14 protein-coding genes and 3 rRNA genes are annotated in these 23,666 nt (G+C 48.3%); 2 read left to right on the top strand and 15 right to left on the bottom strand.

Annotated features, from left to right (window positions below; all coding sequences use genetic code 11):
* Nucleotides 1–5: 5 nt before the first annotated feature.
* From hutI to P6M73_RS12300, 7 genes are all read right to left on the bottom strand, one after another.
* The gene (gene hutI, locus P6M73_RS12270; protein ID WP_277853339.1) at nt 6–1,265 is read right to left on the bottom strand and encodes an imidazolonepropionase; all 1,260 of its coding nucleotides are present in this window, start codon (nt 1,263–1,265) and stop codon (nt 6–8) included.
* A gap of 2 nt (nt 1,266–1,267) precedes the next feature.
* Complete coding sequence (ftcD, locus tag P6M73_RS12275; protein ID WP_277853340.1) at nt 1,268–2,164, bottom strand: glutamate formimidoyltransferase; 897 nt, start codon at nt 2,162–2,164, stop codon at nt 1,268–1,270.
* A 432-nt stretch (nt 2,165–2,596) separates the two neighbouring features.
* Nucleotides 2,597–3,304, bottom strand: coding sequence for a hypothetical protein (locus P6M73_RS12280; protein WP_277853341.1), 708 nt, complete (start codon nt 3,302–3,304; stop codon nt 2,597–2,599).
* Between the two features lie 136 nt (nt 3,305–3,440).
* A complete protein-coding gene (locus P6M73_RS12285; RefSeq protein ID WP_277853342.1) occupies nt 3,441–4,379 on the bottom strand; it encodes a diacylglycerol/lipid kinase family protein in 939 nt (312 codons plus the stop codon).
* 38 nt (nt 4,380–4,417) lie between these two features.
* Nucleotides 4,418–5,893 (bottom strand): hypothetical protein, encoded by a 1,476-nt coding sequence (locus tag P6M73_RS12290; protein ID WP_277853343.1) that lies wholly within the window; start codon nt 5,891–5,893, stop codon nt 4,418–4,420.
* Complete coding sequence (locus P6M73_RS12295) at nt 5,874–7,298, bottom strand: sensor histidine kinase (RefSeq protein WP_277853344.1); 1,425 nt, start codon at nt 7,296–7,298, stop codon at nt 5,874–5,876. Before P6M73_RS12295 ends, P6M73_RS12290 begins: the two co-directional genes overlap by 20 nt.
* Nucleotides 7,283–7,972, bottom strand: a complete 690-nt coding sequence (locus P6M73_RS12300) for a response regulator transcription factor (RefSeq protein WP_277853345.1) — start codon at nt 7,970–7,972, stop codon at nt 7,283–7,285. The genes P6M73_RS12295 and P6M73_RS12300 overlap by 16 nt, the downstream gene beginning before the upstream one ends.
* A 325-nt stretch (nt 7,973–8,297) precedes the next feature.
* Here P6M73_RS12300 and P6M73_RS12305 point away from each other — a divergent pair, with 325 nt between their 5' ends.
* Nucleotides 8,298–8,771, top strand: a complete 474-nt coding sequence (locus P6M73_RS12305; protein ID WP_277853346.1) for a PTS sugar transporter subunit IIA — start codon at nt 8,298–8,300, stop codon at nt 8,769–8,771.
* 325 nt (nt 8,772–9,096) lie between these two features.
* Here the strand turns inward: P6M73_RS12305 and P6M73_RS12310 are convergent, their stop codons facing one another.
* The 3 genes from P6M73_RS12310 to pulA form a co-directional block, all read right to left on the bottom strand.
* Complete coding sequence (locus P6M73_RS12310; RefSeq protein WP_277853347.1) at nt 9,097–9,678, bottom strand: ECF transporter S component; 582 nt, start codon at nt 9,676–9,678, stop codon at nt 9,097–9,099.
* Nucleotides 9,679–9,786: 108 nt separating this feature from the next.
* Entirely contained in the window at nt 9,787–10,437 is a 651-nt protein-coding gene (gene trhA / locus P6M73_RS12315) for a PAQR family membrane homeostasis protein TrhA (RefSeq protein ID WP_277853348.1), read from the bottom strand.
* Between the two features lie 294 nt (nt 10,438–10,731).
* Nucleotides 10,732–12,792 (bottom strand): type I pullulanase, encoded by a 2,061-nt coding sequence (gene pulA, locus P6M73_RS12320; protein ID WP_277853349.1) that lies wholly within the window; start codon nt 12,790–12,792, stop codon nt 10,732–10,734.
* A gap of 236 nt (nt 12,793–13,028) precedes the next feature.
* Between pulA and P6M73_RS12325 the strand changes: the two genes are divergently transcribed.
* Nucleotides 13,029–14,189 (top strand): alpha/beta fold hydrolase, encoded by a 1,161-nt coding sequence (locus tag P6M73_RS12325; protein WP_277853350.1) that lies wholly within the window; start codon nt 13,029–13,031, stop codon nt 14,187–14,189.
* Between the two features lie 165 nt (nt 14,190–14,354).
* Here P6M73_RS12325 and P6M73_RS12330 read toward each other — a convergent pair whose 3' ends face one another.
* The 5 genes from P6M73_RS12330 to P6M73_RS12350 all read right to left on the bottom strand — a co-directional run bounded on the left by P6M73_RS12330 (nt 14,355) and on the right by P6M73_RS12350 (nt 22,918).
* Nucleotides 14,355–15,170, bottom strand: a complete 816-nt coding sequence (locus P6M73_RS12330; RefSeq protein WP_277853351.1) for an SWIM zinc finger family protein — start codon at nt 15,168–15,170, stop codon at nt 14,355–14,357.
* On the bottom strand, nt 15,167–17,542 hold the full coding sequence (locus tag P6M73_RS12335) for a DEAD/DEAH box helicase (protein WP_277853352.1): 2,376 nt from the start codon (nt 17,540–17,542) through the stop codon (nt 15,167–15,169). Before P6M73_RS12335 ends, P6M73_RS12330 begins: the two co-directional genes overlap by 4 nt.
* 453 nt (nt 17,543–17,995) lie before the next feature.
* Nucleotides 17,996–18,113, bottom strand: a 5S ribosomal RNA gene (rrf, locus tag P6M73_RS12340).
* A 76-nt stretch (nt 18,114–18,189) separates the two neighbouring features.
* A 23S ribosomal RNA gene (locus P6M73_RS12345) occupies nt 18,190–21,072 on the bottom strand.
* Nucleotides 21,073–21,415: 343 nt separating this feature from the next.
* A 16S ribosomal RNA gene (locus P6M73_RS12350) occupies nt 21,416–22,918 on the bottom strand.
* The 16S, 23S and 5S rRNA genes sit together here, the layout of an rRNA operon.
* Nucleotides 22,919–23,666 lie beyond the last annotated feature (748 nt).

Raw genomic sequence — 23,666 nt, forward strand, 5'->3', positions numbered from 1 at the left:
TACTTTTAGAAAATATCCTGTTTCCGATAGACTTCGCGTCCCTCGGACATAGTGTAAACACACTCGTTGACCCCAAAATGGTAGGTCAGGAACTGATGATTGGGCACGTCAAACACCGCGATATCCGCCAGTTTGCCAGCTTCCAAACTTCCCTTCTCTTCGGCCAGTCCCAGGGCAGCCGCGCCGTTCAGAGTCAGTGCTGTTACAACTTCCTCCATGCGCAGTCCCATATAGATCGTGGATAAAGCGATGAGCAGCGGGATGGACTCAGAGTAGCAGGAGCCCGGATTCAGGTCAGTTGCCAGAGCTACGCCCATTCCCATGTCGACCATTTTACGGGCCGGCGCGTAATCAGCTTTGATCGAGAAGGCGGTCAGTGGCAGCAAGGTGCCGCAAACATTATTGTCCCGCATTGCTTTGATACCTTCTTCCGAAATCTTCAGGAGGTGGTCGGCTGAGGTCACTTTCAACTCTCCGGCCAGTTCCGCTCCGCCAAATCCCGCGAACAGTTCATCCGCATGCATGCGAATGCCGAATCCGGCTTCACGGGCTGCTGTGAGGAATTTTCTGGACTGCTCGATGTTAAACACGCCTTTTTCCGTAAATATGTCACAGAACGTCGCAAGTCCTCTTTCCTTAACCTCAGGAAGAACCTCATTCAGGCAGAAATCAATGTAATCGTCCGGCCTGCCCTTGAATTCCGCTGGGATTTCGTGAGGTCCCATATAGGTAGGAACAATTCGGATCCAGTCCTCCTGATTAAGGCGGGCCATTGCTTCCAGCTGACGGAGTTCTGTTTCTTTGTCCAGCCCGTAGCCGGACTTGCCTTCTACTGTTGTTACTCCGAAGTTGGCGAAGGACCGCAGGCGTTTACGCCCCACTTCGAGGAATTCATCCAGGGATGTGGCGCGGGTTGCCTTCGTGCTTGCCACGATTCCGCCGCCCCGTTCCATGATGGAAATATAGGATTCTCCGTTCAGCCGCCAGTTGAACTCTTCGGCCCGATAACCTCCGAAGATGAAATGGGTATGGGAATCCACCAGACCGGGCATGATGGTTTTCCCGGTACAGTCAATGACGATATACTCCGCTTCATCGAGCCCCTGAAGGATTTCAGGACCGCCGACGGCCTTGATTCGATTCCCTTCGGTAATGACGCAGCCATTCGGAATGACCGTCAGTTCCCTCATCTCTTCGCCTTTTTTCAGAGCGGTGCCCTTTGGGGTCACCAGCTCTGAGGCGTTCTTAAACAGATAGCTTTTCATGACTATTCCATGATCCGGGTCTCAAGAACCTGGTCCATGGAGAAGTTCTCGATGCCCATATAGTATTCAACGGACTGGATCAGAGCTGCCATAGGCAGTAATCCGATTACTTCCGTTCCAACGACACTGACGCCGAACCGTTTGGCTTCTGAGCGGACCATTTCCAATGCCTGATACAGGGATGTTTTGGTGTAATCGGTCAGGTTCATTGAAATCTGGACAATTCCGCGTTCTTTGAGCTCTACGCCCATTGCTTTGGCAAAACGAAGTCCGCCGCCGATGTGACGAACACGCTTGGCAATGAAATCAGCCGTTGCCATATCATTGGTGTTCAGGTTGACGTTAAAGGCAACCAAGGGCATTCTGGCACCTACGGCAACACAACCGAACGTCGGGTGTGGTGCATCCTTCGGGCCGAAATCTGCATGCCATGCGGCATCCTTCATCTTTTCAGCCATCCCCTCAAACTGTCCCTTGCGAACCTGGGCCAGATTTTCCCGGGCAGGTGCAGAGGCGGCTTTTTCATACAGGAATACCGGGATCTCCAGTGCTCCAATCATTTCGCCCACTTCCTTAGCCAGCGCTACCGCATCGTCCATGGTGCAGCCCTTGATCGGGATAAAGGGGCAAACATCCATAGCGCCCATTCTCGGGTGCTCGCCGGTATGCTTGGTCAGATCGATGTGTTCCATTGCCACCTTGACGGATTCCAGCAAGGGAGCTTTCAGCGCTTCAGGTTCTCCTACCACTGTGACAACGGTCCGGTTGTGATCCTTGTCGGAAGAATAGTCCAAAAGCTTTACATTTTCGCGATTACGGAAACAATTGACGATCTTCTCAACAACTTCAGGGTTTCTTCCCTCGGAATAATTCGGTACAACTTCCATGATACGGTTCATATGCAACGACTCCTTTTTCAGCCGGACCTCAGGATCCAGCCTTTGCTTATTTGGTAACAATTCCATTGTAAAACAGAACCCCATGGATTGCTACCGGAAAACAGACGCTTGTTTTTCATTTGATGAAGTTGTCAAAAAAACTGCCTCATCAACTCAAGAATTTAATTTCGGTTCTCATGAGAAAGGATCTGCTCGGCAGGGGTCTTGTCGGTATTCTGCTCGGCAAGGGAATTGCCTGGATTATTTGCACCGTTTCTCAGACATTGGACACTGGACATTTGACATTTGACATTTGATTAAATCCTGATGCTGATACTAATGGTATGAATTACTGGTATCGTTCCTTACACTGATCCTGATCCTGTAGGACTTAGCCAGATGGGAATACTGACCTGGCATCTGTTTCGGTTGGATGCATCAGGTCAGTTGTTTTTAGTATTTTTCTCTGGACTTGGATTCCTCCGGCTTATATCCTTCTGTTGAATGAAGTTCCCGTTCGATGGATTCATCCTCGTACAGCTTTTCAAAGGCTTCGATTTTAGCTTCCAGATCCGCTTTCTTCTGCTCGGCAGACACGGGATCCTCGGTCAGATCACTCTTCAGATCCTGGACCTTTTCTGTGACCTTGTGGAATGCGCCCTCCAGCTTTGACTTGATTTCATCGGGCTTGACCTTCTCCAGCAGTTCTGTCTCTTCCAGCTTTTGGGTCAGGCTTACTTTCACCTCTTCGGCTTTCTGGCGCAAGGAATCTACATCCACTTTCTCCGCTGTTTCACCAACCACTTTCCCACCCTCGCGAAATACTTTTCCCAAAAGGTCTTCGGCAGTTTTCCCAAGGTCACGTCCGCCTTTAATAATCTGATATGCCAGGTCTTTTTTGCCCTGGTTCTTCAAAATCAGGAGGCCGATGGAGTCGCCGGCAAATTCAAACAGGCTGCGTGCGCTCTTTCCGACCTTTTCTCCGCCTCTGGCCGCTTTCCCCTCAAACTGGATCCGGTTGAATTTGCGTCTTGCTTCTTCCTGGAACTCATTGAAGCCCTCTCCGGGTTGGGTGTGGTCAGATTCAAATTCTTCATATGCGTTGGCCGAGGTATATTCTACTTTATTGCCGAATTCGTCAAATTTTCCTTTCTCATCCATTGTTACGACCTCCCATTTTATTCAAGTATCTACTATTCATCATAGTATAAAGATATTAAATTTCTTTGTGCAACCTATGAATTTCCCATTTGGATTTCACGTCTTGATTGAACAACCCTGATCGAAATGAGGCTGACTACTTCGACTCCAGGGCAAACATTGTCTGGCTGACTCCACGCGGGAGGACCATTCGGATTTTCTTCGCCCGAAGTCTGAAATCCACATCATTGGCAAACGTTGTCTCCCCATCCAGATTGACGAGGAATTCCTCATCCGAACTTAGCTGAATGCGATCTGTCCGGAAAAAATTGATTTCCGGTAGTCCAATGTGGGTCCCCTGACGCAGTCGGGGCAAGTAAAAAGGGATCTGTTTCAGGCTGATCGGAGCAACTTCCACCACATCAAACAAGCCGTCATTGATGAGTGCCTCCGGCGCAATCTGATATCCGCCGCCATAAGTTCGGCCATTGCAGACCGCCATCAGGAACAGCTCCTTTTCACGACGCTCACCCCCCTGGTGCAGAGTGACTCGAGTCGGACGCATGTCATGCAGGCTGCTGAGGATTCCGCCAAAATAGGCCATCAGGGGCGTAATAAGCGGCTTCCCTTTATATAGCTCCGCCCTGTAATTAACTTTGGCATCAAACCCAACGCTGGCAACATTTAAAAAGTACTTTTCGTTGGCCATTCCGACATCAATGAGCACTTCATCGCCCAGGATTGTATCCTTCAGGATATCCATTCGCTTGAAGTCCCCAGCCAGTGACTGGATGAAGTCATTGCCTGTGCCGCCGGGAATGCAGGCCAGACTGGAATCCGAATCCGCCATTCCGTTGAGTACTTCATTGAGTGTGCCGTCTCCGCCTACTGCATAAATTCGCCAGGTTCCACGGGCGGAATAATCCCGGGCAATTTCTGTTGCATGGCCCCGGTATTGCGTCTGTACAACTTCATAATGGGTCTGGGGATACTTATTGGTCAGATGGGCAAACAGATCTTTGATTCGTTCCGCCAGATTGGCAGCCACACCTTTTCCGGCTCTGGGATTGACGATAAACAGATGGTTCACTTGCATTAATTTCAATTCCTGTCATTTTTATTTTTTCTAATCGTTTATTGCAGTTTTTTCCCCAATGGCTTGACAACTTTTGTCCATTCCGTCACATAATTCCCCAGGGCCCATTCATGCATAATAATCTCCTCGTTCGAAAGCTCGATTCGCGCCATCGGCTCCGCTGCCAGCCTCCCGTCCTTAAGCCGGGAATACACCAGCAGGCGAGATTTGGTGCGAATCAGCGTGAAGAATCGATCCGGTGAACTGACTGCGTCCAAGGCATCGGGAACTAATGATCTGATCTCACTCCAGCGAGGCTCCAGGTCATCATAGCGATAGACCCGATAATTGTCCCGGAAATTCATGGGATAGGTCAGATTCTTTTGTGAGTTTGCATTTTGGGCATTGATTCTCCCCTCATAGATCCAGCGGCCATTGTATCGCTTCAAAATGAAGGAGTTTTCCCTGAGTTCTCCCAAGCCGGCTGTTTCTCCCGCTTCCTGGTTGGCCAGGGCAATTTTCGCAGCCGACTCCATCACATTGATGCCCTCCGGTCCGAACAGGTCGGTAATGCCGATCCGATTATCATAATCCGGCTTACCAACATTGCGAGTCGAGTATTCCGTCAGATCTTTAAAGTCCTTGTATTTGGCAACGCCGGAGACTGTACTGAAATAATCATTGGAGATGAAAGTAATGTCACTTCGCCGGGACAACCCGTCAGCCGGAGCGCTCTCCTGGACGATGGTCTGGTCCGCCAGATTTTTAATCACGATCGTTTCCCTGACCACATCCGCATTTTCCTGCCGGTCGACGGAAAGCTGATAGAATACGTTGCGGGGGAAGAGTATATTTTCAACTTCATAAATGGTCAAGGGCTGCCCATTCTGATAGGAAATCCATAAGGTTCGATAAGTCGCCGCCCCAGGTTTTCCATTCTGATCCGTACGGGCGCTTCTCAAACCGAGCAGCACGCCATTGGCAGTGCTGGGCGGAGATTTTGTCGGATTCCCCATGGAATCGGTGGAAACTTTTATATTGGTTTTCTCCAGGTGATCTGTCCGGTCAAAATAGAGCAGGATGTTATTCCGTTCAATCGCGATCCGTTCCGGCTTCAGCTCATAGATCCGGACCGAAAATCCTTTCGCATCAGTAACCGTGTAAACCTTCATCGAGGCTTCGGTAAGGCCGACATCCGCCGGTGCGATTTTGTAGCGGGTCAGGAAATACTCGTAGGTTGAGACCTGCATTACTTTCATGGTGGGATGATCCACTGAGTCCGTACCGATGATAATCCGGTCTTTGGATAAATAGGCACCCAGACCTTTGAAATAATCCTTATCAATTTCCTGGTTGTCCGGATTCAGAGAGTACGCCGTATCAAACACCCAGTACGGCGCCAGATCAAGCACCGGGGTCCGCGGCAGGGTCTTATCGATGGCCAGTATGCTCTCCATCGCAAAGCAGCCGGTTAGATTGAGGCTGACTGCAAGGACAAGTAAAATCCGAAAGAAACTAGTGATTTTTTTTGACATTGCTGACCTCCCTTGGGATCCGAACCCGCATCCTGGTTCCCTGATTAAGTTCCGAGTCAATTTCCAATGACCCGCCATGGAGCAGCGCGATCTCATTAACAATGGACAAGCCAATGCCGCTGGAAGATTTCGAGTGTTTGCCCTTATAGAATTTCTCCCGGACTTTCGGTATCTCATCCGGCGCAATTCCAATGCCCGTATCTTTGACGGTTAGCCAGGTGCTGGTCAGATCCTGGGCAACCTCTACCTGGATGGAGTCCCCCGGTTCAGTAAACTTGAATGCATTGTCGATGAGATTCACCAGAACTTGCTTGATCCGGTTGATATCAGCCGTAAAGGGCGCAACGCTTTCTTCCATGACAAGCTGGAACGATCGTGGTTCCCGTTCCTTTCTGCCTTCAACAAATGAAAGGATGAATTTTTTCAGTTGCTCAGGCTCTACTTGATCCAGTTTCAAATCAATTTTCCCTGAAGCGAAGCGTGAAAAGTCCAGCAGTTCATTGACCATCGCCTTGAGCCGATCCGACTCCTTTTCGATGATATCGAGCCCCATCGCCAGCAGCTCCGGGTCCGTTGCCGGATCATTGAGAGTCACGGCCCATCCCTTGATAGCAGTGAGCGGTGTACGCAGTTCATGAGACACCGAAGAGATGAATTCATTCTTCAATTCCTCTTTTTTAGCAATTTCCGAGGCCATGTAGTTAAATGTCTGAGACAGCGTGCCAATCTCGTCATTGCTCATCACCGGACTTTTCACGTTATAGACGCCTTTGGCCATCTGACGGGCCGTTTCGGTCAGTTCTGTAATCGGGTCAATCATCTTCTTGCTCATGAAAATTCCGATCATGGCCGCTGCTGCTGTAATTGCTCCGCCAATCTGGAAAAAGAGAATGGTAATGTTAAGCAGATTCTGATCCACCTGCTCCAGTGAGGCGATATGACGAATCACGCCGATGACTTTTCCGGTAGAGATCAAAGGGGTCGAAATACTCATGACATGCTCGTTGGTCTGTCCTATTTTGAAAATATGGTACTCGGTCTGGCCATTCAAAGCAGCTCGGACATCCAGAAGCTCAGATTCCGACTCCAGGTGAGCCTGAGAGTCCAACAGCAGCTGGGCAGAAGTGTCGTAGATCTGAACCCGTGCGCCATCGCTGTGCCACCAGCTATCCTGGTCCGCATAAAGATTCTCGATCAATGTCCCGGTTGTGGAAATATTATCCTCATAATAATCAGCTGAATACTGAACCTGTCCTTTGACCGTATTATAAAAGTTCGTATAAAAATAGGCCCTGACAAAGCTGAGGAGCACTGCCAGGGTTAATATATAGGTCATGCCAAGGATCAGCAGGATACTCTTGATAAAACTGGCCCGAATACTTCCTTGTCTTACTCTTTTTTCCATCGATATCCCGTTCCCCAGATCGTTTCAATGTATTTGGGTTCTGACGGGTCATCCTCAATCTTGGAGCGAAGCCGACGAACGTTCACATCGACGATTTTGGGGTCGCCAGTAAAATCGTAGCCCCATACAAGATTCAGCAGATCATCGCGGGTAAATGCTTTTCCCGGATTTTCCATGAAGATTTTCATCAGTAAAAATTCCTTGGGAGTCAAAACGATCTCCTTTGAATCCTTTGAAATTGTCTGAGAATAATTATCCAGTTCAAAGCAGAACGTGCGAATGACTTTTTCCTCTTCACGCTCAGTTTTTTCATTAATGCGGCGAAGCAATGCCTGCGTGCGCAGAATCAGCTCGGTCGGATTGAACGGCTTGATGATGTAGTCATCGGCACCACCTTTCAGTCCGGTGATGCGGTCGGTGTCCTGTCCTCGGGCGGTCAGCATGATCACACCGATTTTCGTATTTTCTTCGCGAATTCTCCGGAGAACCTCAAAACCGTCAATCCCCGGAAGCATGACGTCCAATATGGCCACATCAGGCTTTTCCAGCCCCGCGATCCGCACCGCTTCTTCTCCGGTATCCGTCTCGTAAACCGCAAAGCCGCTCCGCTCAAAATTAATCTTTAAAAAAGTTCGGATGCTGGTCTCATCTTCACAAATCAATATTCGATACATATCCTGCCTCCTTTATTTTCACAATCTAATTAAAGGATACAATGGAAACCAATGGGTTACAGCACTGTAACAAGTACTTTTATTATACACTACTCCCCATGGGTTTTCCCGGTTCTCCCAGCGGATGAACCTCTATTTTCGGCGCCGTTCGTCCCTTCCGATCAAATGACTCTGTGCAGTCAATCCAGGCTAACTTCAGACTGATTTTTCTCGTCAAACCCGATAAAGTATTTTATAGCCGAAAACGCTCGCTTTTTTTCTCATCTCATTTGGTGGTTTCTCCTGTATAATGAACTGGTATAGTACATGGGAGGAGTAGAATTTTATGTTTGGCATGTTTAAGAAAGACATTAAAATATATGCGCCGGTCACCGGTTCCTGTGTGGATCTGTCCGAGGTTCCGGATGAGGTCTTCTCAGAGAAAATGATCGGGGATGGCGTTGCCCTGCGCCCCACCGAGAATTTATTTGTCGCTCCTGCAGACGGTGAACTGACGATGCTTTTCCCAACGGGTCATGCTTTTGGCATGCGAATCGATAAAACCATTGAAATCCTGATTCACATCGGCATTGATACCGTGGAGCTCAATGGCGAAGGTTTTGAGATCTTAGCTGAGCAGGGCCAGTTTGTAAAGACCGGAACACCGATTGTTCGGGTAGACTTGGAAAAAATCCGACAAAGAGGCTACGATCTAATTACTCCGGTCATCCTGACGTCACCGGCCGAAGCAGTTATCAAGCCGCTGACCGGTCGAAACGCTGTCGCTGCGCGCGATGTCATCTTTTCCATCACCCCCTGATCCGGCGGCCAGAAAAGCTGTGATTTGCTGGGATTGGATTCCCTGGCAGTCTCACTTCGTATCATGCTGTAAGTCTTTATTGCATTTCAATTTTCAAACGATTCGAGGAATCAGAGTATTTCCTGTGCTCACCACCCAGTCTCCTGTCATGATAAACTCAGCGACCCAATGAAGATCGCTACAATAAAGCCAGACATTGGCCGGCAGACCCTTGAAGGGCTCTTTCGGCCAATGTCTGGCTTTAAAGGTGTGTTTGATGATTCATCCTATCATTTCACAACGGGAACGCCTCTTGCTGGTAGCCGATCGTCACAGAAAAGAACGTTTATGCGGAATATTTCCGCAGGCTGGCACGCACCGCTTTCACTAAAGGAATCGCAACGATGGTAGAAGCCACCGCTTCCAATGAGACATTTACAGTCAGAACTGTTGCAAGCAGCTGCTGGAAAATAGTACTGCCCACCATCTTTCCTTCGTAGGTCAGCAGGAGGAAAATGGCGGCCAGAACAAGAACTGAATGCACGAAACTGGAAACAAAGGCGGTCAAGCCGATGGACAGTGCCTCGGAGGACTGAATTCGCTCAAACAGGCGGTAGATCGGATATATGATCAGACCAAACATAATTCGTGGCACAACCGAAATCAGCGGGTTGATGAAAAGAAGATCCGTCGCTGCACCACGTGTAATGGCGACAATCATGGAACTGACTCCGAAGGTTAGCCCGAACAGGAATCCGGCTTTCCAGCCAAACAGAATCGTGCCGATAATCACTGGAATATGAACCAGAGTGATCGCAATGGGAAAAATCTGGACATATCCCAGAAAAGGCACAGCGGCCATCATCACGATGATTGCCATGATCATGGCGTAGTAGACCAAATTACGGGTCTTTTTGCTGGTATTCATACAGCACCTCTCTTTCCGATGACTTGCATCGAAGGGAAATCGAAAAGTTATTGCTGTAATTATTATATCATTCCCTTTGAATCCTGGATATCGACAGATTTCATGAGATTAGCCGATCAGCCGGGTATATATCATGAGGTAATGAAGGAAGGTTCCCAGCAGCACAAAGCAGTGAAACAGCTCATGGAAGCCGAACATTTTTGATATATTCGGCTTTTTCAGCCCATAGATTACTGCCCCGGCGGTATAGCTGAGTCCTCCGCCCAACAGCAGAAGAAGTCCAGGCAATCCGGCACCAATCAGAATCGTGCGCAGTAAAATGACGGAAAGCCAGCCCATACCAAGATAAATTCCGGTATAAAGCCAGCGCGGAGCCTCAATCCAGAATACTTTGAAAAAGACGCCCAGCACTGCAATACCCCAAATCAGGACGAGCATGGCCCATCGAAACGTTCCGTCAAGGATGAAAGCAATGATCGGTGTATAGGTCCCCGCAATCAACACAAAAATCATGGAATGGTCCAGTTTCTTCATGAATAGAATCGCTTTCTTTCCCATTTGGATCAGGTGATATATCCCGCTTGTGGCATACAATGCAATCATACTGACTCCAAACGCCACAAGGGAAACCATCTGACCGGTACTGATGCCAGCAGTGATTCCCTTCCGGATCAATAAGATCAGGCCAATGACTGCCAGGGCAGCCCCACCTAGATGAGTCAGTGAATTTACCGGTTCTCGAATATATTTGTTCAACATACAATCTCCTTATTCTACTGTGTCTATCACTTTTACCTGCTTAAAATATTACCACTTCCACGCCTTGTTAGCAATACTGCTAATACATTGTACGGATAACTCATATCACAAAAAAAAGAACTCCCGGTTTCCGGGAATTCCTTTTTTTATGCAGTCTGTTTCATTGAAATCACTGGTCCCAGCATATACAGCGGTAAATAAGCCAACAGTTCCAGTTACAGTTTCACTTGCAGTTCCTTTTAGAGCTTCAGTTACGGCTGCAGCTACTACTGTAAATGAAGTGCCTTCACCGAACTAATCACGGCTCATCACTGTCACCGACAAAGGGCCTACTTGTATTTTGCCGTTGTTACAATTCAAAGTGGACGGCAGCTTTGGAACGCTCAGATCATGAACCAGGATCTTCCAGTTTCCCTTTGGAACATCTGCCGACTGTGCTTTTTCATGGCTGTTGATCAGGATCAGCAGTTCAGCGGTGCGATTGCGAAGGCGTAGGCAAATCATACCTCCCCGGTTATGCATAAGGTCGGATGATGCTTTGATTGCCTGATAATCCCTAAGGCGCAGGAGGCTGTTCTCCCGTCTCAGGTGAATAAGACCCTGAACGTATTCAACGGTCGACCGATACTTGTCCTGGCGCAGCCAGTCAAACTGATTCACCGCGTCGGTGGAGCGATAACTGTTTTCGACGCCCGACTTGGTCCGGAGGAATTCCTGTCCGCCATGGATGAAGGGTATGCCTTGAGCCAGCAGTACAAGCGAGGTTGCCAGCGTATGCCGTCGGACTCTCACCTCCTCGGAGTCCCTGGGATTGGTGAGCAGCAGTTTGTCATACAATGTGAGATTATCATGAGCTTCCACGTACTGAATCAGCTGGTCCGGCCCCAGATAGGAAGGGCCAGGATGGCCATCCGACCGTCCCAGCAGGTTGTGAGCAACTTCTTTCTGATCCCGATGCTCTCCGGAAATAAAACCCCGCTGCGCGAAGTCAAACGTAGAACCTTTGACTGAGTCTCTCATTGAATCGTTGAAATGGGCGATCCGCGGCATCTTCTGAGCATTTCCCTGCCAGGCTTTGTCAGCATCCGGCAGCTCAGTGCCAAGATTCCAGCCCTCCCCTAACAGAATGATCGAGGGGTCAATCTGATCGAGCATATGACGTGCTTCATTCATGGTTTCCACATCGTGAATGCCCATGAGGTCGAAGCGGAACCCATCCAAATGAAATTCTTCTGCCCAATAGCGCAGCGAATCCAGGATGTATTTTCTCATCATGCGGCGCTCAGAAGCCGTGTCATTGCCAACTCCAGTTCCATTTGCCAGTTTTCCGGTTTGATCATAACGGAAAAAGTAACCCGGAGCAGTTTTATGCAGCGGATGATCTGATACTTCATAAACATGGTTATAGACGACATCCATAATGACGCGTAGTCCTGCATCATGCAGCCCCTTGATCATCTGCTTCAGTTCGAGGATTCGACAGGCCGGATCCATCGGATTCGTAGCGTAGGAACCTTCCGGTGCGTTAAAGTTTTTGGGATCATAGCCCCAGTTATAACCAGTCTGCGGGTTGATTTCATCCACCGTCGCAAAGTCATACATTGGCAAAATCTGAACATGGGTGATTCCCAGGCTTGTCAGATAATCCAGACCCGTTGCTGAACCATTGGGATTTTTAGTGCCGGTCTCCACAACTCCGAGAAATTTTCCGCGCCGGACGATTCCAGAATGCGGATCCATGGAGAAATCCCGAATGTGCATCTCATAAATAACAGCATCTGTCGGATAACTGAATGGCGGCATTCGATAAAATCCTTCCAGATAAACGGTGTCAGGATCCAATATGACCGAACGATCTCCGCCAACTGTCACCGCTTTGGCATATGGGTCTGCTGTTGAATGACCTGTTCCGTCGGAAAAGGTCAGATGATAGGTATAGGAAGTTTCATGCTGATCGTTTGTCAGTTCCGCCTCCCAGACACCTGCATCGGTCTGATACATCTCGATGCGGGAAGCTATTTGAGCCAATGGCTCAAGCGACTCCCAGACCTCTACTGTAACTTCCTGGGCAGTCGGAGCCCACAAACGCAGGATGGTCCGATCTTTTCCATAAAAAGCTCCCAGGCGTCCTTGATAATAAAACCGTTCATCAAATTCCTTTGTCCGTACCAGACTGCCGCTGATTGTCGCAAACTTCCCAAACCGGGTTTTAACCAGTACCGGTTCGGGCATGGGCATATCGTCAGTCGTCTCAACCAGGTCCTTACGGCGGACGTGATACGGCTCTTCCCGGATCTCATCCTTTAAAACTTGTTGTGATAATTCTGTTTGTACTATTTCATCTCGATCATTCAAAATTATTACCCATCCCTTGTTCAGATTTCACCTTGGAAGACGAACGATTCTAAATTAAATTCCCTCAAATTATAGCAAGGATCCTGGATTCATTCCATTCCGTTTTTTCTTTTGTCATTTTTATTATGGCCTGCACTTTCGCTCAATCTCAAAAATTATCATAAACGGTGTATTTTTACACCGCATATGTTTGCTATAATGAAACTGGAACGAAACTTTACACTGGAGGTATGTACATGAAACCTTGGCGCAAAACAATGTCGGTGGCAATGATGGCAGCAATCCCGCTGGCCTACCACCGCCTCTATAAAAAAACCTTCGGCAATCGCAGCGAATCCCAGCAAATGAAAGTTCTTCCCAACATCGAGCACCCGGAGAATGATTTCTTTCTGGAAGAATCGGGGTATGCCCAGTCCATGAACGATATCGTTCTTCCCTACCTGGCCCAGCGGGAGACCCGCGCTTACTATCAGACCACCCATCAGATTCATTATGCCCGATATCAGGCTGATACCCCCACCGCCAGCGTGGTCATATCTCATGGCTATGCCGAAGAGATTGATCGCTATGCTGAACCAATCTATTACTTTCTCAAAATGGGCTACAATGTTTTTATCCCTGAACACTTCGGCCATGGAAAATCAGAAGCTGGCGTGTCTGACCCCACGCTTATTTGGGTGGATGATTTTGATACCTATTCATTTGACTTTTATCGCTTTATTCAAGATGTGGTCCGGCCGGAAGATCCGGATCGTCCCGTCGTCTGCTTCGGTCATTCCATGGGCGGGGCGGTGCTGGCCAGAACACTGCAGCTGTACAATGATTGCTGCAGCGCTGCCATCCTGAGCTCTCCCATGCTGCAGGTCCATTTATTCCAGGCAGAAAGTCTGATATTCCCCATAACCCAGGCAGTATCCAAAACACCCTGGGCAAAAGCCCTGATCCCCGGAGAAACCCGCTTCACGAAGCAGCTGCCGGACGAGTTCAATCCGGAACGAGCCGCCATGCGCTGTCAGGTTCGGGGGGAGTATGTGCACAGACTTCGATGGGATGAGGCGAAACAGCCCAGGTATGCGGTTTCCTGGGGCTGGCTCAGCGAATCACTGAAAGCCGGGCATGAGATCGTTAAACCAGAAAATGTAAGAAAGATCAATGTCCCAATGCTGATGTTCCAGTCCGAAACCGACTGGTATGTTGATGCCAGGGGGATGTATGAATTTGCCGAACATGCCAAAAACCTTGATTTCTACCAAGTACCAAATACGCTCCATGAAATCTACTCCGAGTCCAATGAAGTCATCATTCCCTATTTCAATAGAATTCATCATTTTATTGAAGAAACGGTAGCCCGACAGCTTACTGAACATCAAAGCGTTTCGATCCCGTCCGGATATTAAGCAAAAAATTCTTTCCGTCTGCCTGACATCTCATTTGCTTTTCGATGGGCTGGCGATAATCGAGATCCTGAATTACGCTGTAATAAGAAACCGTTCAGGTTAACACAAGAAGACGAAACATCAGAGATTCAGCTCATCCAGCTGAATCTCTGATGCTTTGTCTAACTATTTGGTTTTCACTTTCCGGACTGCTTTTCGACTTGCTTTTTCTCTCTGCTCTTTCGATCTGCTTTTATTTAAGTCAGATTCATCCCTAAGATTGATGATTGATCCCAGACCAAAGATTTTATCAATATCTTCTTCCGATATTTCGCGATTACTGGTAGAGCCGGCATGTTCCAGCATATGCTGGATTGTCAGATCCATACTGTTCCGAATCAGCTCATTTCCATCGCGCCCGCGAAGCTGGAAGAGCAGGATGGGATCCTGATCTAATCGGTTGGCAATCCCGTACAGAACTGCCGCCACATGCTTGCACATACTGGCCCAGTCAGGGCAGCTGCAGGAAAAGTGAATCTGAGAAGGTGCCGGAAAAAGTCCGATGCGAGGATCAAATAAAAGGTTTTCCAGTTCCAATGGAAATTTTCCTTTCAGCAATTCGTCCAGCGAAGTGATTTTATTCTGAGTGAATTTGGTAATTGCCTGCCACTGCGCATCGGTAATTCCATCAATTCGAATCTCCACCTGATATGGTTTGGCTCTCGAGCCCTGAACCAGCGCTGTTGCTTCCATTGGCCGGATCTTCAAATCAAGTACTGCATTACTCCGAACATAGGATTTTCCTCGCCCAATTCGATTGCTGTAATCCGCATACCGTTCCAGATTTTTCATCCAGGACTTCCCCCACCAGGTTTTTGCAATCGCAGTTCCGGAGATGACAACAGGTTCCAGATCCGACCGTTTTTTTTCGAGCTTGGCCAGCGACTTTGCTGCCTTAATTCTTTTTTCATCAGCGCTGACATAACGTTTTCCATAACTCATGCCTGCTCACCTCCCAGCGCAAATAAATGGAGCAGTTCTTTATTGGAATATTCAGTAATCCACTGTTCTCCTACGTCGGACAGAATGTCTCCTGACAGTTTGATTTTGCTCTGGATCAGCTCATCAATTTTTTCTTCAATAGTTCCTCTGGTTATAAACTTATGAACCATCACATTCTTTTCCTGTCCGATCCGATACGCTCGATCCGTTGCCTGATTTTCTACTGCTGGATTCCACCAGCGGTCAAAGTGAACCACATGGTTGGCTGCAGTCAGATTCAGTCCGACTCCGCCAGCCTTTAACGAAAGTACCATGTAGGGAACATATTGTTCACCATTGAACTGATCCACCAGTTTTTTACGCTGTTGAACCGGCGTTCCCCCATGCAGGATCAGACCCTGTCCCCCGAAGATTTCCGCTAGAAATTCGGATAACGGTGCTGTCATCTCTTGAAACTGGGTAAATACCAGGACACGTTCTCTTTTTTCATAGATTGTTTCGCAGATTTCCCGCAGTGACTCAAATTTCCCACTGTAATCCGGCTTGTAATCGTCCTTCCCTAAATAATGATCCGGATGATTGCATATCTGCTTGAACTTGACAAGACTGGATAGCACGATCCCTTTCCGCTGGATCCCTTCCGCCTGACTGAGTCCTTGTTCCAACTCCTTCAACAGCTGCTGATATAACCCAATTTGTCGTTTCGATAGCGTCGTATAGTCTCTGATTTCGATCTTATCCGGAAGGTCGGAAATAATCGTTCGATCAGTCTTAAGCCGGCGGAGCAGGAATGGCTGAATGATCTGTCTCAATCGTCCGTACCCATCCATATCTGTCGCAAGTTTTTTGCTAAAGGCAGTAAACTCTTTCATGCTGCCAAGCATTCCCGGGTTGAGGAAATCAAACAATGACCATAGATCACTGAGCCGGTTCTCAATCGGAGTTCCGGTTAAAGCCAGTCGATGCCGCGCCGGGATTGCCTTGATTGCCTTGGTCTGCTTTGTCCCTGGATTCTTTATGGCCTGTGCCTCATCCAGGATTAAGCACTCCCACGTTTCCTCGTGCAGCTCAGTCAGTCTGACCGCCATCTGATATGTAGTAATGTAAAGAAAATGCCCGGCCTCAAGCTTAATTTCAGTCTCTTTCGATTCGCTGCGGTGGAGGATCTTGTATGGCAGCTCAGGAGCAAATCGTTCCAGTTCCTTTTGCCAGTTACCAATCAGTGACGCAGGCAAAATTAAAAGAACCGGTCCCATGCTCGACTGTCTGATTTCTTCGAGGAACGCAATAATCTGAATTGTTTTTCCAAGACCCATATCGTCTGCCAGACAAGCGCCAAGTTTGAGTTTGTGAAGCTGATGCAGCCAGCGAAAGCCTATTTCCTGATACGGGCGCAGTTGAGCATGAACTGTGTCAGGAATTCCCTCCGGTGCTAACATCCCCGGATGTGTCAGCTGTGTTATCAGTTCCTTCATCCAGTCCCCATGAGAAATTGAGACTGTAACATCATCATTCTGATCAGGCAGGATTCTCCTTAGGTCAAGCTCTAATTGGATTGCTTCCGCAAAAGTCAGCTGTTCGCCTTTTTTTTGCTCCATCTGACCCATATACTGGAGGATCGCTTCAATTTTCGAACGATCCACCTCAATCCATTTGCCTTTATACTGCACAAGTCCTTGCGCCATTGATAGAAACTGACGGAGCTCATCGGCTGAAACTGAGTCATCGCCCAAACACAATTCAGGAGTAAAATCCAGGATTGCATCCATGCCTACCTTTGATGGGGCATCCTTCCCTAGTTTTATTTGAACTTGGAATTTATTTCGCTTGCGTCGCCACCAGTCAGGAATACGACACATAATGCCCGCTTCTTCATAGAGCGGAAGTTCCTTCAAAAACTGGTAAGCTTCTTCAGTACTGAATTTCAAGGGCCGGAAAAGTTCTCCGGAATCCATCAGCGATGAGATCAGACTGCTTTTCTCCGCAGCCTGAATAACAGAGCGAATCAGGGCCAACAGTTTCTGATCATCGCCCTCAAATTCGCCCAGAGCATTTTTTAAGGGAGTATGGACCGCTCGCTTGCTGCGCTCAGGCTTAGTGGAGTAGGTTGCTAAGAATGCAAAGGGATACTCCGGATCAGTCTGTTCGACGAGATGGAAAAACACTCGGCCCACAACTTGGAAATGAGCCTGTCGATCGGTAAAATACTGGGTTACTGAACCCTCATATAGTCGAATTTGACTTCTGAAGATTTCTGACAGATTTTCCCACAAATTTTTCAGCCAGGTCTCATCAATATACTCCATGCCTACCGCAAATGGAATTTCCCTGGCGGCTAATTCTATTTTTTCGGTTGTCAGTTCAACTACCATTTGATCTCGATCCAGTTCTATTCCAGGATATTGACTGACCGTATTCAAAAAATCAGCAGCAAAGCGGATCAGGTAGGAAAGTGCGGACGAATGCCAGTCTGCCTCGCCCTGAAAAGCTAAGTCATATAAGGTGTTTATTCTATTTTCCTTCAATCTTGCTGCCCATTGTAGAATAACTTCGTTTGAATCACTTGCAGGCTCATCTGCCTGAAAGGAGTGCGGTGTAAAATATATGTTCAGCGTTTCTGTCTTTGCCTTGGCCATTGGCTTGTTTCCGCTCCTTTTTATGTAATATCTGTTTGTCTTCCTTATTTTACCTCTTTCATCATTTTACCTTTTTCATCGAATCCTGAACACTAGGGTTCATCCAGGCATCGGGTCCCTGGAACCACCATAAAACAGAATTGTATGCTCGAAAAAAAGCACTCTGATTATTCAGAGTGCTTTTTTCAAAACCGGCGTCAACCTACTTTTCCACACAGCTTCCCGTGCAGTATCATCAGCACCGTAAGGCTTAACCATCGTGTTCGGGATGGGAACGGGTGTAGCCCTTACAGTCATAAACACCGGATTAGTTTGAGGTTTTTATTGTTCCCTCAAGACTGCATATAGTTCTTCAAACGTAATTCATCATTTTTAACTTGTTTAAGATCAAGCCCTCGATCGATTAGTATGAGTCAGCTGCATGCATTGCTGCACTTACACCCCTCACCTATCTACCTTGTGTTCTTCAAGGGATCTTACTGGATTACTCCATGGGAAATCTTGTCTCAGGGTGGGCTTCACGCTTAGATGCTTTCAGCGTTTATCCCGTCCCAATATAGCTACCCAGCCATGCCGCTGGCGCGACAACTGGTACACCAGTGATTGGTCCAACCCGGTCCTCTCGTACTAAGGTCAGCTCCCTTCAAATTTCCTACGCCCGCGACGGATAGGGACCGAACTGTCTCACGACGTTCTGAACCCAGCTCGCGTGCCACTTTAATGGGCGAACAGCCCAACCCTTGGGACCTACTTCAGCCCCAGGATGTGACGAGCCGACATCGAGGTGCCAAACCTCCCCGTCGATGTGAACTCTTGGGGGAGATCAGCCTGTTATCCCCGAGGTAGCTTTTATCCGTTGAGCGATGGCCCTCCCACGAGGTACCACCGGATCACTAAGCCCGACTTTCGTCCCTGCTCCACTTGTAGGTGTCGCAGTCAGGCTCCCTTCTGCCTTTACACTCTATGGACGATTTCCGACCGTCCTGAGGGAACCTTTGGGCGCCTCCGTTACTTTTTAGGAGGCGACCGCCCCAGTCAAACTGCCCACCTAGCAATGTCCCGTGACCCGTTTCCTGGTCTCCGGTTAGAATCCCAATATCTACAGGGTGGTATCCCAACGGTGACTCCCCATGACCTGACGATCATGGTTCTTCGTCTCCCACCTATCCTGTACAGTAAATATCGAAACTCAATGCTAAGCTACAGTAAAGCTCTACGGGGTCTTTCCGTCCAATCGCGGGTAGCCAGCATCTTCACTGGCACTACAATTTCGCCGGATTTGTTGTTGAGACAGTGCCCAAGTCATTACGCCATTCGTGCGGGTCAGAACTTACCTGACAAGGAATTTCGCTACCTTAGGACCGTTATAGTTACGGCCGCCGTTTACTGGGGCTTAAGTTCATACCTTCGCTTGCGCTAAGCATTCCCCTTAACCTTCCAGCACCGGGCAGGCGTCAGCCCCTATACTTCAGCTTGCGCTTTTGCAGAGACCTGTGTTTTTGTTAAACAGTTGCTTGGGCCATTTCACTGCGGCCATGTCGCCATGGCACCCCTTCTCGCGAACTTACGGGGTTAATTTGCCGAGTTCCTTAACAACAATTCTTCCGATGGTCTTAGGATTCTCTCCTCATCTACCTGTGTCGGTTTGCGGTACGGGCAGCATGTCGCTCCTTAGAGGCTTTTCTTGGCAGCGTGAACTCGGGTATTTTCGTATCTCAGAATATGCCAGAAGGGATTTGCCTCCTCTGACTCCCTCGAATACTTCGACAGGCTCTTCCAACCGCCTGTTACCCTATCCTCCTGCGTCACCCCATCGTGTTAACGCTTCATGCCGGTATCTGAATATCAACAGATTGTCCATCACCTACGCTTCTCAGCCTCGGCTTAGGCCCCGACTAACCCTGAGCGGACGAACCTTCCTCAGGAAACCTTAGATTTTCGACCTGCGGGATTCTCACCCGCATCTCGCTACTTATGCCAACATTCTCACTTCTTAACAGTCCACAGCTCCTTTCGGTACTGCTTCGCCCCGTTAAGAACGCTCCTCTACCGCGTATATTAAAATATACACCCGTAGCTTCGGTGATAGGTTTTAGCCCCGGACATCTTCGGCGCAGGATCTCTCGACTAGTGAGCTATTACGCACTCTTTTAATGAGTGGCTGCTTCTAAGCCAACATCCTAGTTGTCTTAGAAATCCCACATCCTTTTCCACTTAACCTATACTTGGGGACCTTAGCTGACGATCTGGGCTTTTTCCCTTTTGACAATGGCACTTATCTGTCACTGTCTGACTGCCGGATTAAAGTCTTTGGCATTCGGAGTTTGATAAGGTTCGGTAAGCGATATGCCCCCTAGCCCATTCAGTGCTCTACCTCCATGACTCATCATCCAACGCTAGCCCTAAAGCTATTTCGAGGAGAACCAGCTATCTCCGAGTTCGATTGGAATTTCTCCGCTATCCACAGCTCATCCCATGGTTTTTCAACACCAATGTGGTTCGGTCCTCCACGAGATTTTACTCTCGCTTCAACCTGTCCATGGATAGGTCACCCGGTTTCGGGTCTGCAACATGCAACTAGACGCCCTGTTAAGACTCGGTTTCCCTTCGGCTGCGCACCTGAAGTGCTTAACCTTGCTGCATATCACAACTCGTTGGCTCGTTCTACAAAAAGCACGTCATCACACGCTTATGGTGCTCTGACCGGTTGTAGGCACACGGTTTCAGATTCTATTTCACTCCCCTTCCGGGGTTCTTTTCACCTTTCCCTCACGGTACTGCTTCACTATCGGTCATCAGGTAGTATTTAGCCTTGGGAGGTGGTCCTCCCTGCTTCCCACCGGGTTTCACGTGTCCGGTGGTACTCTGGATCACTCTCGGTCCGTCTTCCCTTTTCGCCTACAGGTCTGTCACCTTCTATGGCGCTGTTTCCCAACAGCTTCGGCTAAGGGGCCTCTTCCCTTTCTTGAGTGTCCGCAACCCCAGAGAGCAAGCTCCCTGGTTTGGGCTCTTTCCTTTTCGCTCGCCGCTACTAAGAAAATCGATGTTTCTTTCTCTTCCTCCGGGTACTTAGATGTTTCAGTTCTCCGGGTGTGTCTTCCTATAGAGTATGGATTCCTCTATGGATGCCTTTCGGCGGGTTGCCCCATTCGGTGATCTCAGGATCACTGGCTATGTGCGCCTACCCTGAGCTTATCGCAGCTTATCGCGACCTTCTTCGACTCCTGATGCCAAGGCATTCACCATGCGCCCTTTATAGCTTGATCTTTTTTCAAGTTAATTTTTGGCTCAAGGTTGGAGCTTTCGCTCCCCTTGACGTTTTTGAATTGTTGTCAATAACTTTTCAGTTAATGACTAACTTCTCAACGAAATTGTTTTTTCTACAATTTTGCTTTACGTTTTAAGAATATATGCAGTTTTCAAAGAACAATTGAGAAGAAAAAAATGCCCCACCTTCAAGAAGTCATTCTCATTAGCTGGTGTTGCAGCTGTTCTCTCAAGATTAAACAGAATACTTGGATGTACAAATCAGTAATCCTTTTATGGGAGATATCCGTGAAATGGATATCCTTTTATCTCATCCATGTTGCCATGGCTGTGACTCCCTAGAAAGGAGGTGATCCAGCCGCAGGTTCTCCTACGGCTACCTTGTTACGACTTCACCCCAATCGCTGACCCTACCTTCGGCCGCTGGCTCTATAAATAGTTACCTCACGGACTTCGGGTATTGCCAACTCTCATGGTGTGACGGGCGGTGTGTACAAGGCCCGGGAACGTATTCACCGCGACATGCTGATTCGCGATTACTAGCAACTCCGACTTCATGCAGGCGAGTTGCAGCCTGCAATCTGAACTGGGGCAGGTTTTATGAGATTTGCTCCTCCTCGCGGGATCGCGTCTCTTTGTACCTGCCATTGTAGCACGTGTGTAGCCCTAGACGTAAGGGGCATGATGATTTGACATCATCCCCACCTTCCTCCCGGTTAACCCGGGCAGTCTTGCCAGAGTGCTCAACTGAATGGTAGCAACTGACAATAGGGGTTGCGCTCGTTGCGGGACTTAACCCAACATCTCACGACACGAGCTGACGACAACCATGCACCACCTGTCTTCCTGCCCCGAAGGGCTTCCCCGGTTAAGGGTAATTCAGGAGATGTCAAGTCTAGGTAAGGTTCTTCGCGTTGCCTCGAATTAAACCACATGCTCCGCTGCTTGTGCGGGCCCCCGTCAATTCCTTTGAGTTTTAATCTTGCGACCGTACTCCCCAGGCGGGGTACTTACTGTGTTTACGACGGCACAGGGGGAGTTGATACCCCTACACCTAGTACCCATCGTTTACGGCGTGGACTACCAGGGTATCTAATCCTGTTTGCTCCCCACGCTTTCATGCCTCAGTGTCAGTTACAGTCCAGAAAGCCGCCTTCGCCACTGGTGTTCTTCCTAATATCTACGCATTTCACCGCTACACTAGGAATTCCGCTTTCCTCTCCTGCACTCAAGTAACCCAGTTTGGAATGCAGTTCCCGGGTTGAGCCCGGGGATTTCACATCCCACTTAAGTTTCCACCTACGCATCCTTTACGCCCAGTAAATCCGGACAACGCTCGCCACCTACGTATTACCGCGGCTGCTGGCACGTAGTTAGCCGTGGCTTGTTTTTTGGGTACCGTCATTATCGTCCCCAATCAAAGAACTTTACGACCCGAAGGCCTTCATCATTCACGCGGCGTTGCTGCATCAGGGTTTCCCCCATTGTGCAATATTCCCCACTGCTGCCTCCCGTAGGAGTCTGGACCGTGTCTCAGTTCCAATGTGGCCGATCACCCTCTCAGGTCGGCTACGCATCGTCGCCTTGGTGAGCCGTTACCTCTCCAACTAGCTAATGCGCCGCGGGCCCATCTCAAAGCGGATTTCTCCTTTGATACGCTCATAATGCTAAATGCGTATGTTATGCGGTATTAATCTTCCTTTCGGAAGGCTATTCCCCTCTCTGAGGCAGGTTACCCACGTGTTACTCACCCGTCCGCCGCTAGGTGTATACACCTCGCTCGACTTGCATGTGTTAGGCACGCCGCCAGCGTTCGTCCTGAGCCAGGATCAAACTCTCATGTTAAAAAGTTTGAACTAGCTTTTAGTCGATTTTTTAGTCTTGTCTGACTACTCAAAATGAATTGCTGGTTTGTTTTACCTTGTATTCTGTTTAATTTTCAAAGAACAGTTTGTTTTGTTTCGTTTCGTTGCCGCTTTAGGCAACTTCTATATATTACCAAGCCCACCGTTGAGTGTCAACACCTTTTTCAAAGTTTTTTTCAGGATCTTATTTTCTTCCCTGCCTTGCCACTCCCCGTTTCTTTCTCAAGAACAGGACCGAAGTCAACTATATCAGCTGGGTTGCGGAAAGGCAACTGCTATTTTAAAATAACGATCCGCTTTCAGGAACTCATTTAATTCTAATGCAAATACTCCATTTTTCCTATACTTATCCGAAATCTCCTAGCAATCTCTCAGGACAGCATCATCTGTCAATATCCAGGTTACTCTGCACGTACTCGCTCTGAATCCAGTATTATCTCGATTCAAGATTAATTATTACATTGATCCCCAATAAGACTTAGTCACAATGCATAAGTTCAATAGCCTCATTTCGTCTCACCAGTCAGGATGGAGCGTCAGGAAATCGAAAAATCAGATAAAAAACCGCTCATCCCACCTTGCTGGTCCTGATCATACATTCGCCTGATTGCAAATTATTTTCTCCAAGACACAAAAATCAAAAGTGAGCTGCACTTTCACTGACCTCAGACTCTCATCAGTGAGCAAGCAAAGTCTTTAATCATTTGATTGTACGTGATAACAGCTGA

This window comes from Anaerococcoides asporogena, from assembly GCF_029590275.1.
Lineage (GTDB): Bacteria > Bacillota > Clostridia > Clostridiales > Clostridiaceae > JG1575.

What these genes read in the sequence shown, in the direction of transcription:
- P6M73_RS12330 (WP_277853351.1), bottom strand. Translation starts at nt 15,170, where the DNA reads ATGAGTTATGGAAAACGTTATGTCAGCGCTGATGAAAAAAGAATTAAG.
- P6M73_RS12310 (WP_277853347.1), bottom strand. Translation starts at nt 9,678, where the DNA reads ATGAATACCAGCAAAAAGACCCGTAATTTGGTCTACTACGCCATGATC.
- P6M73_RS12325 (WP_277853350.1), top strand. Translation starts at nt 13,029, where the DNA reads ATGAAACCTTGGCGCAAAACAATGTCGGTGGCAATGATGGCAGCAATC.
- P6M73_RS12300 (WP_277853345.1), bottom strand. Translation starts at nt 7,972, where the DNA reads ATGTATCGAATATTGATTTGTGAAGATGAGACCAGCATCCGAACTTTT.
- ftcD (WP_277853340.1), bottom strand. Translation starts at nt 2,164, where the DNA reads ATGAACCGTATCATGGAAGTTGTACCGAATTATTCCGAGGGAAGAAAC.
- P6M73_RS12305 (WP_277853346.1), top strand. Translation starts at nt 8,298, where the DNA reads ATGTTTGGCATGTTTAAGAAAGACATTAAAATATATGCGCCGGTCACC.
- trhA (WP_277853348.1), bottom strand. Translation starts at nt 10,437, where the DNA reads ATGTTGAACAAATATATTCGAGAACCGGTAAATTCACTGACTCATCTA.
- P6M73_RS12335 (WP_277853352.1), bottom strand. Translation starts at nt 17,542, where the DNA reads ATGGTAGTTGAACTGACAACCGAAAAAATAGAATTAGCCGCCAGGGAA.
- P6M73_RS12285 (WP_277853342.1), bottom strand. Translation starts at nt 4,379, where the DNA reads ATGCAAGTGAACCATCTGTTTATCGTCAATCCCAGAGCCGGAAAAGGT.
- P6M73_RS12280 (WP_277853341.1), bottom strand. Translation starts at nt 3,304, where the DNA reads ATGGATGAGAAAGGAAAATTTGACGAATTCGGCAATAAAGTAGAATAT.
- P6M73_RS12295 (WP_277853344.1), bottom strand. Translation starts at nt 7,298, where the DNA reads ATGGAAAAAAGAGTAAGACAAGGAAGTATTCGGGCCAGTTTTATCAAG.
- P6M73_RS12290 (WP_277853343.1), bottom strand. Translation starts at nt 5,893, where the DNA reads ATGTCAAAAAAAATCACTAGTTTCTTTCGGATTTTACTTGTCCTTGCA.
- hutI (WP_277853339.1), bottom strand. Translation starts at nt 1,265, where the DNA reads ATGAAAAGCTATCTGTTTAAGAACGCCTCAGAGCTGGTGACCCCAAAG.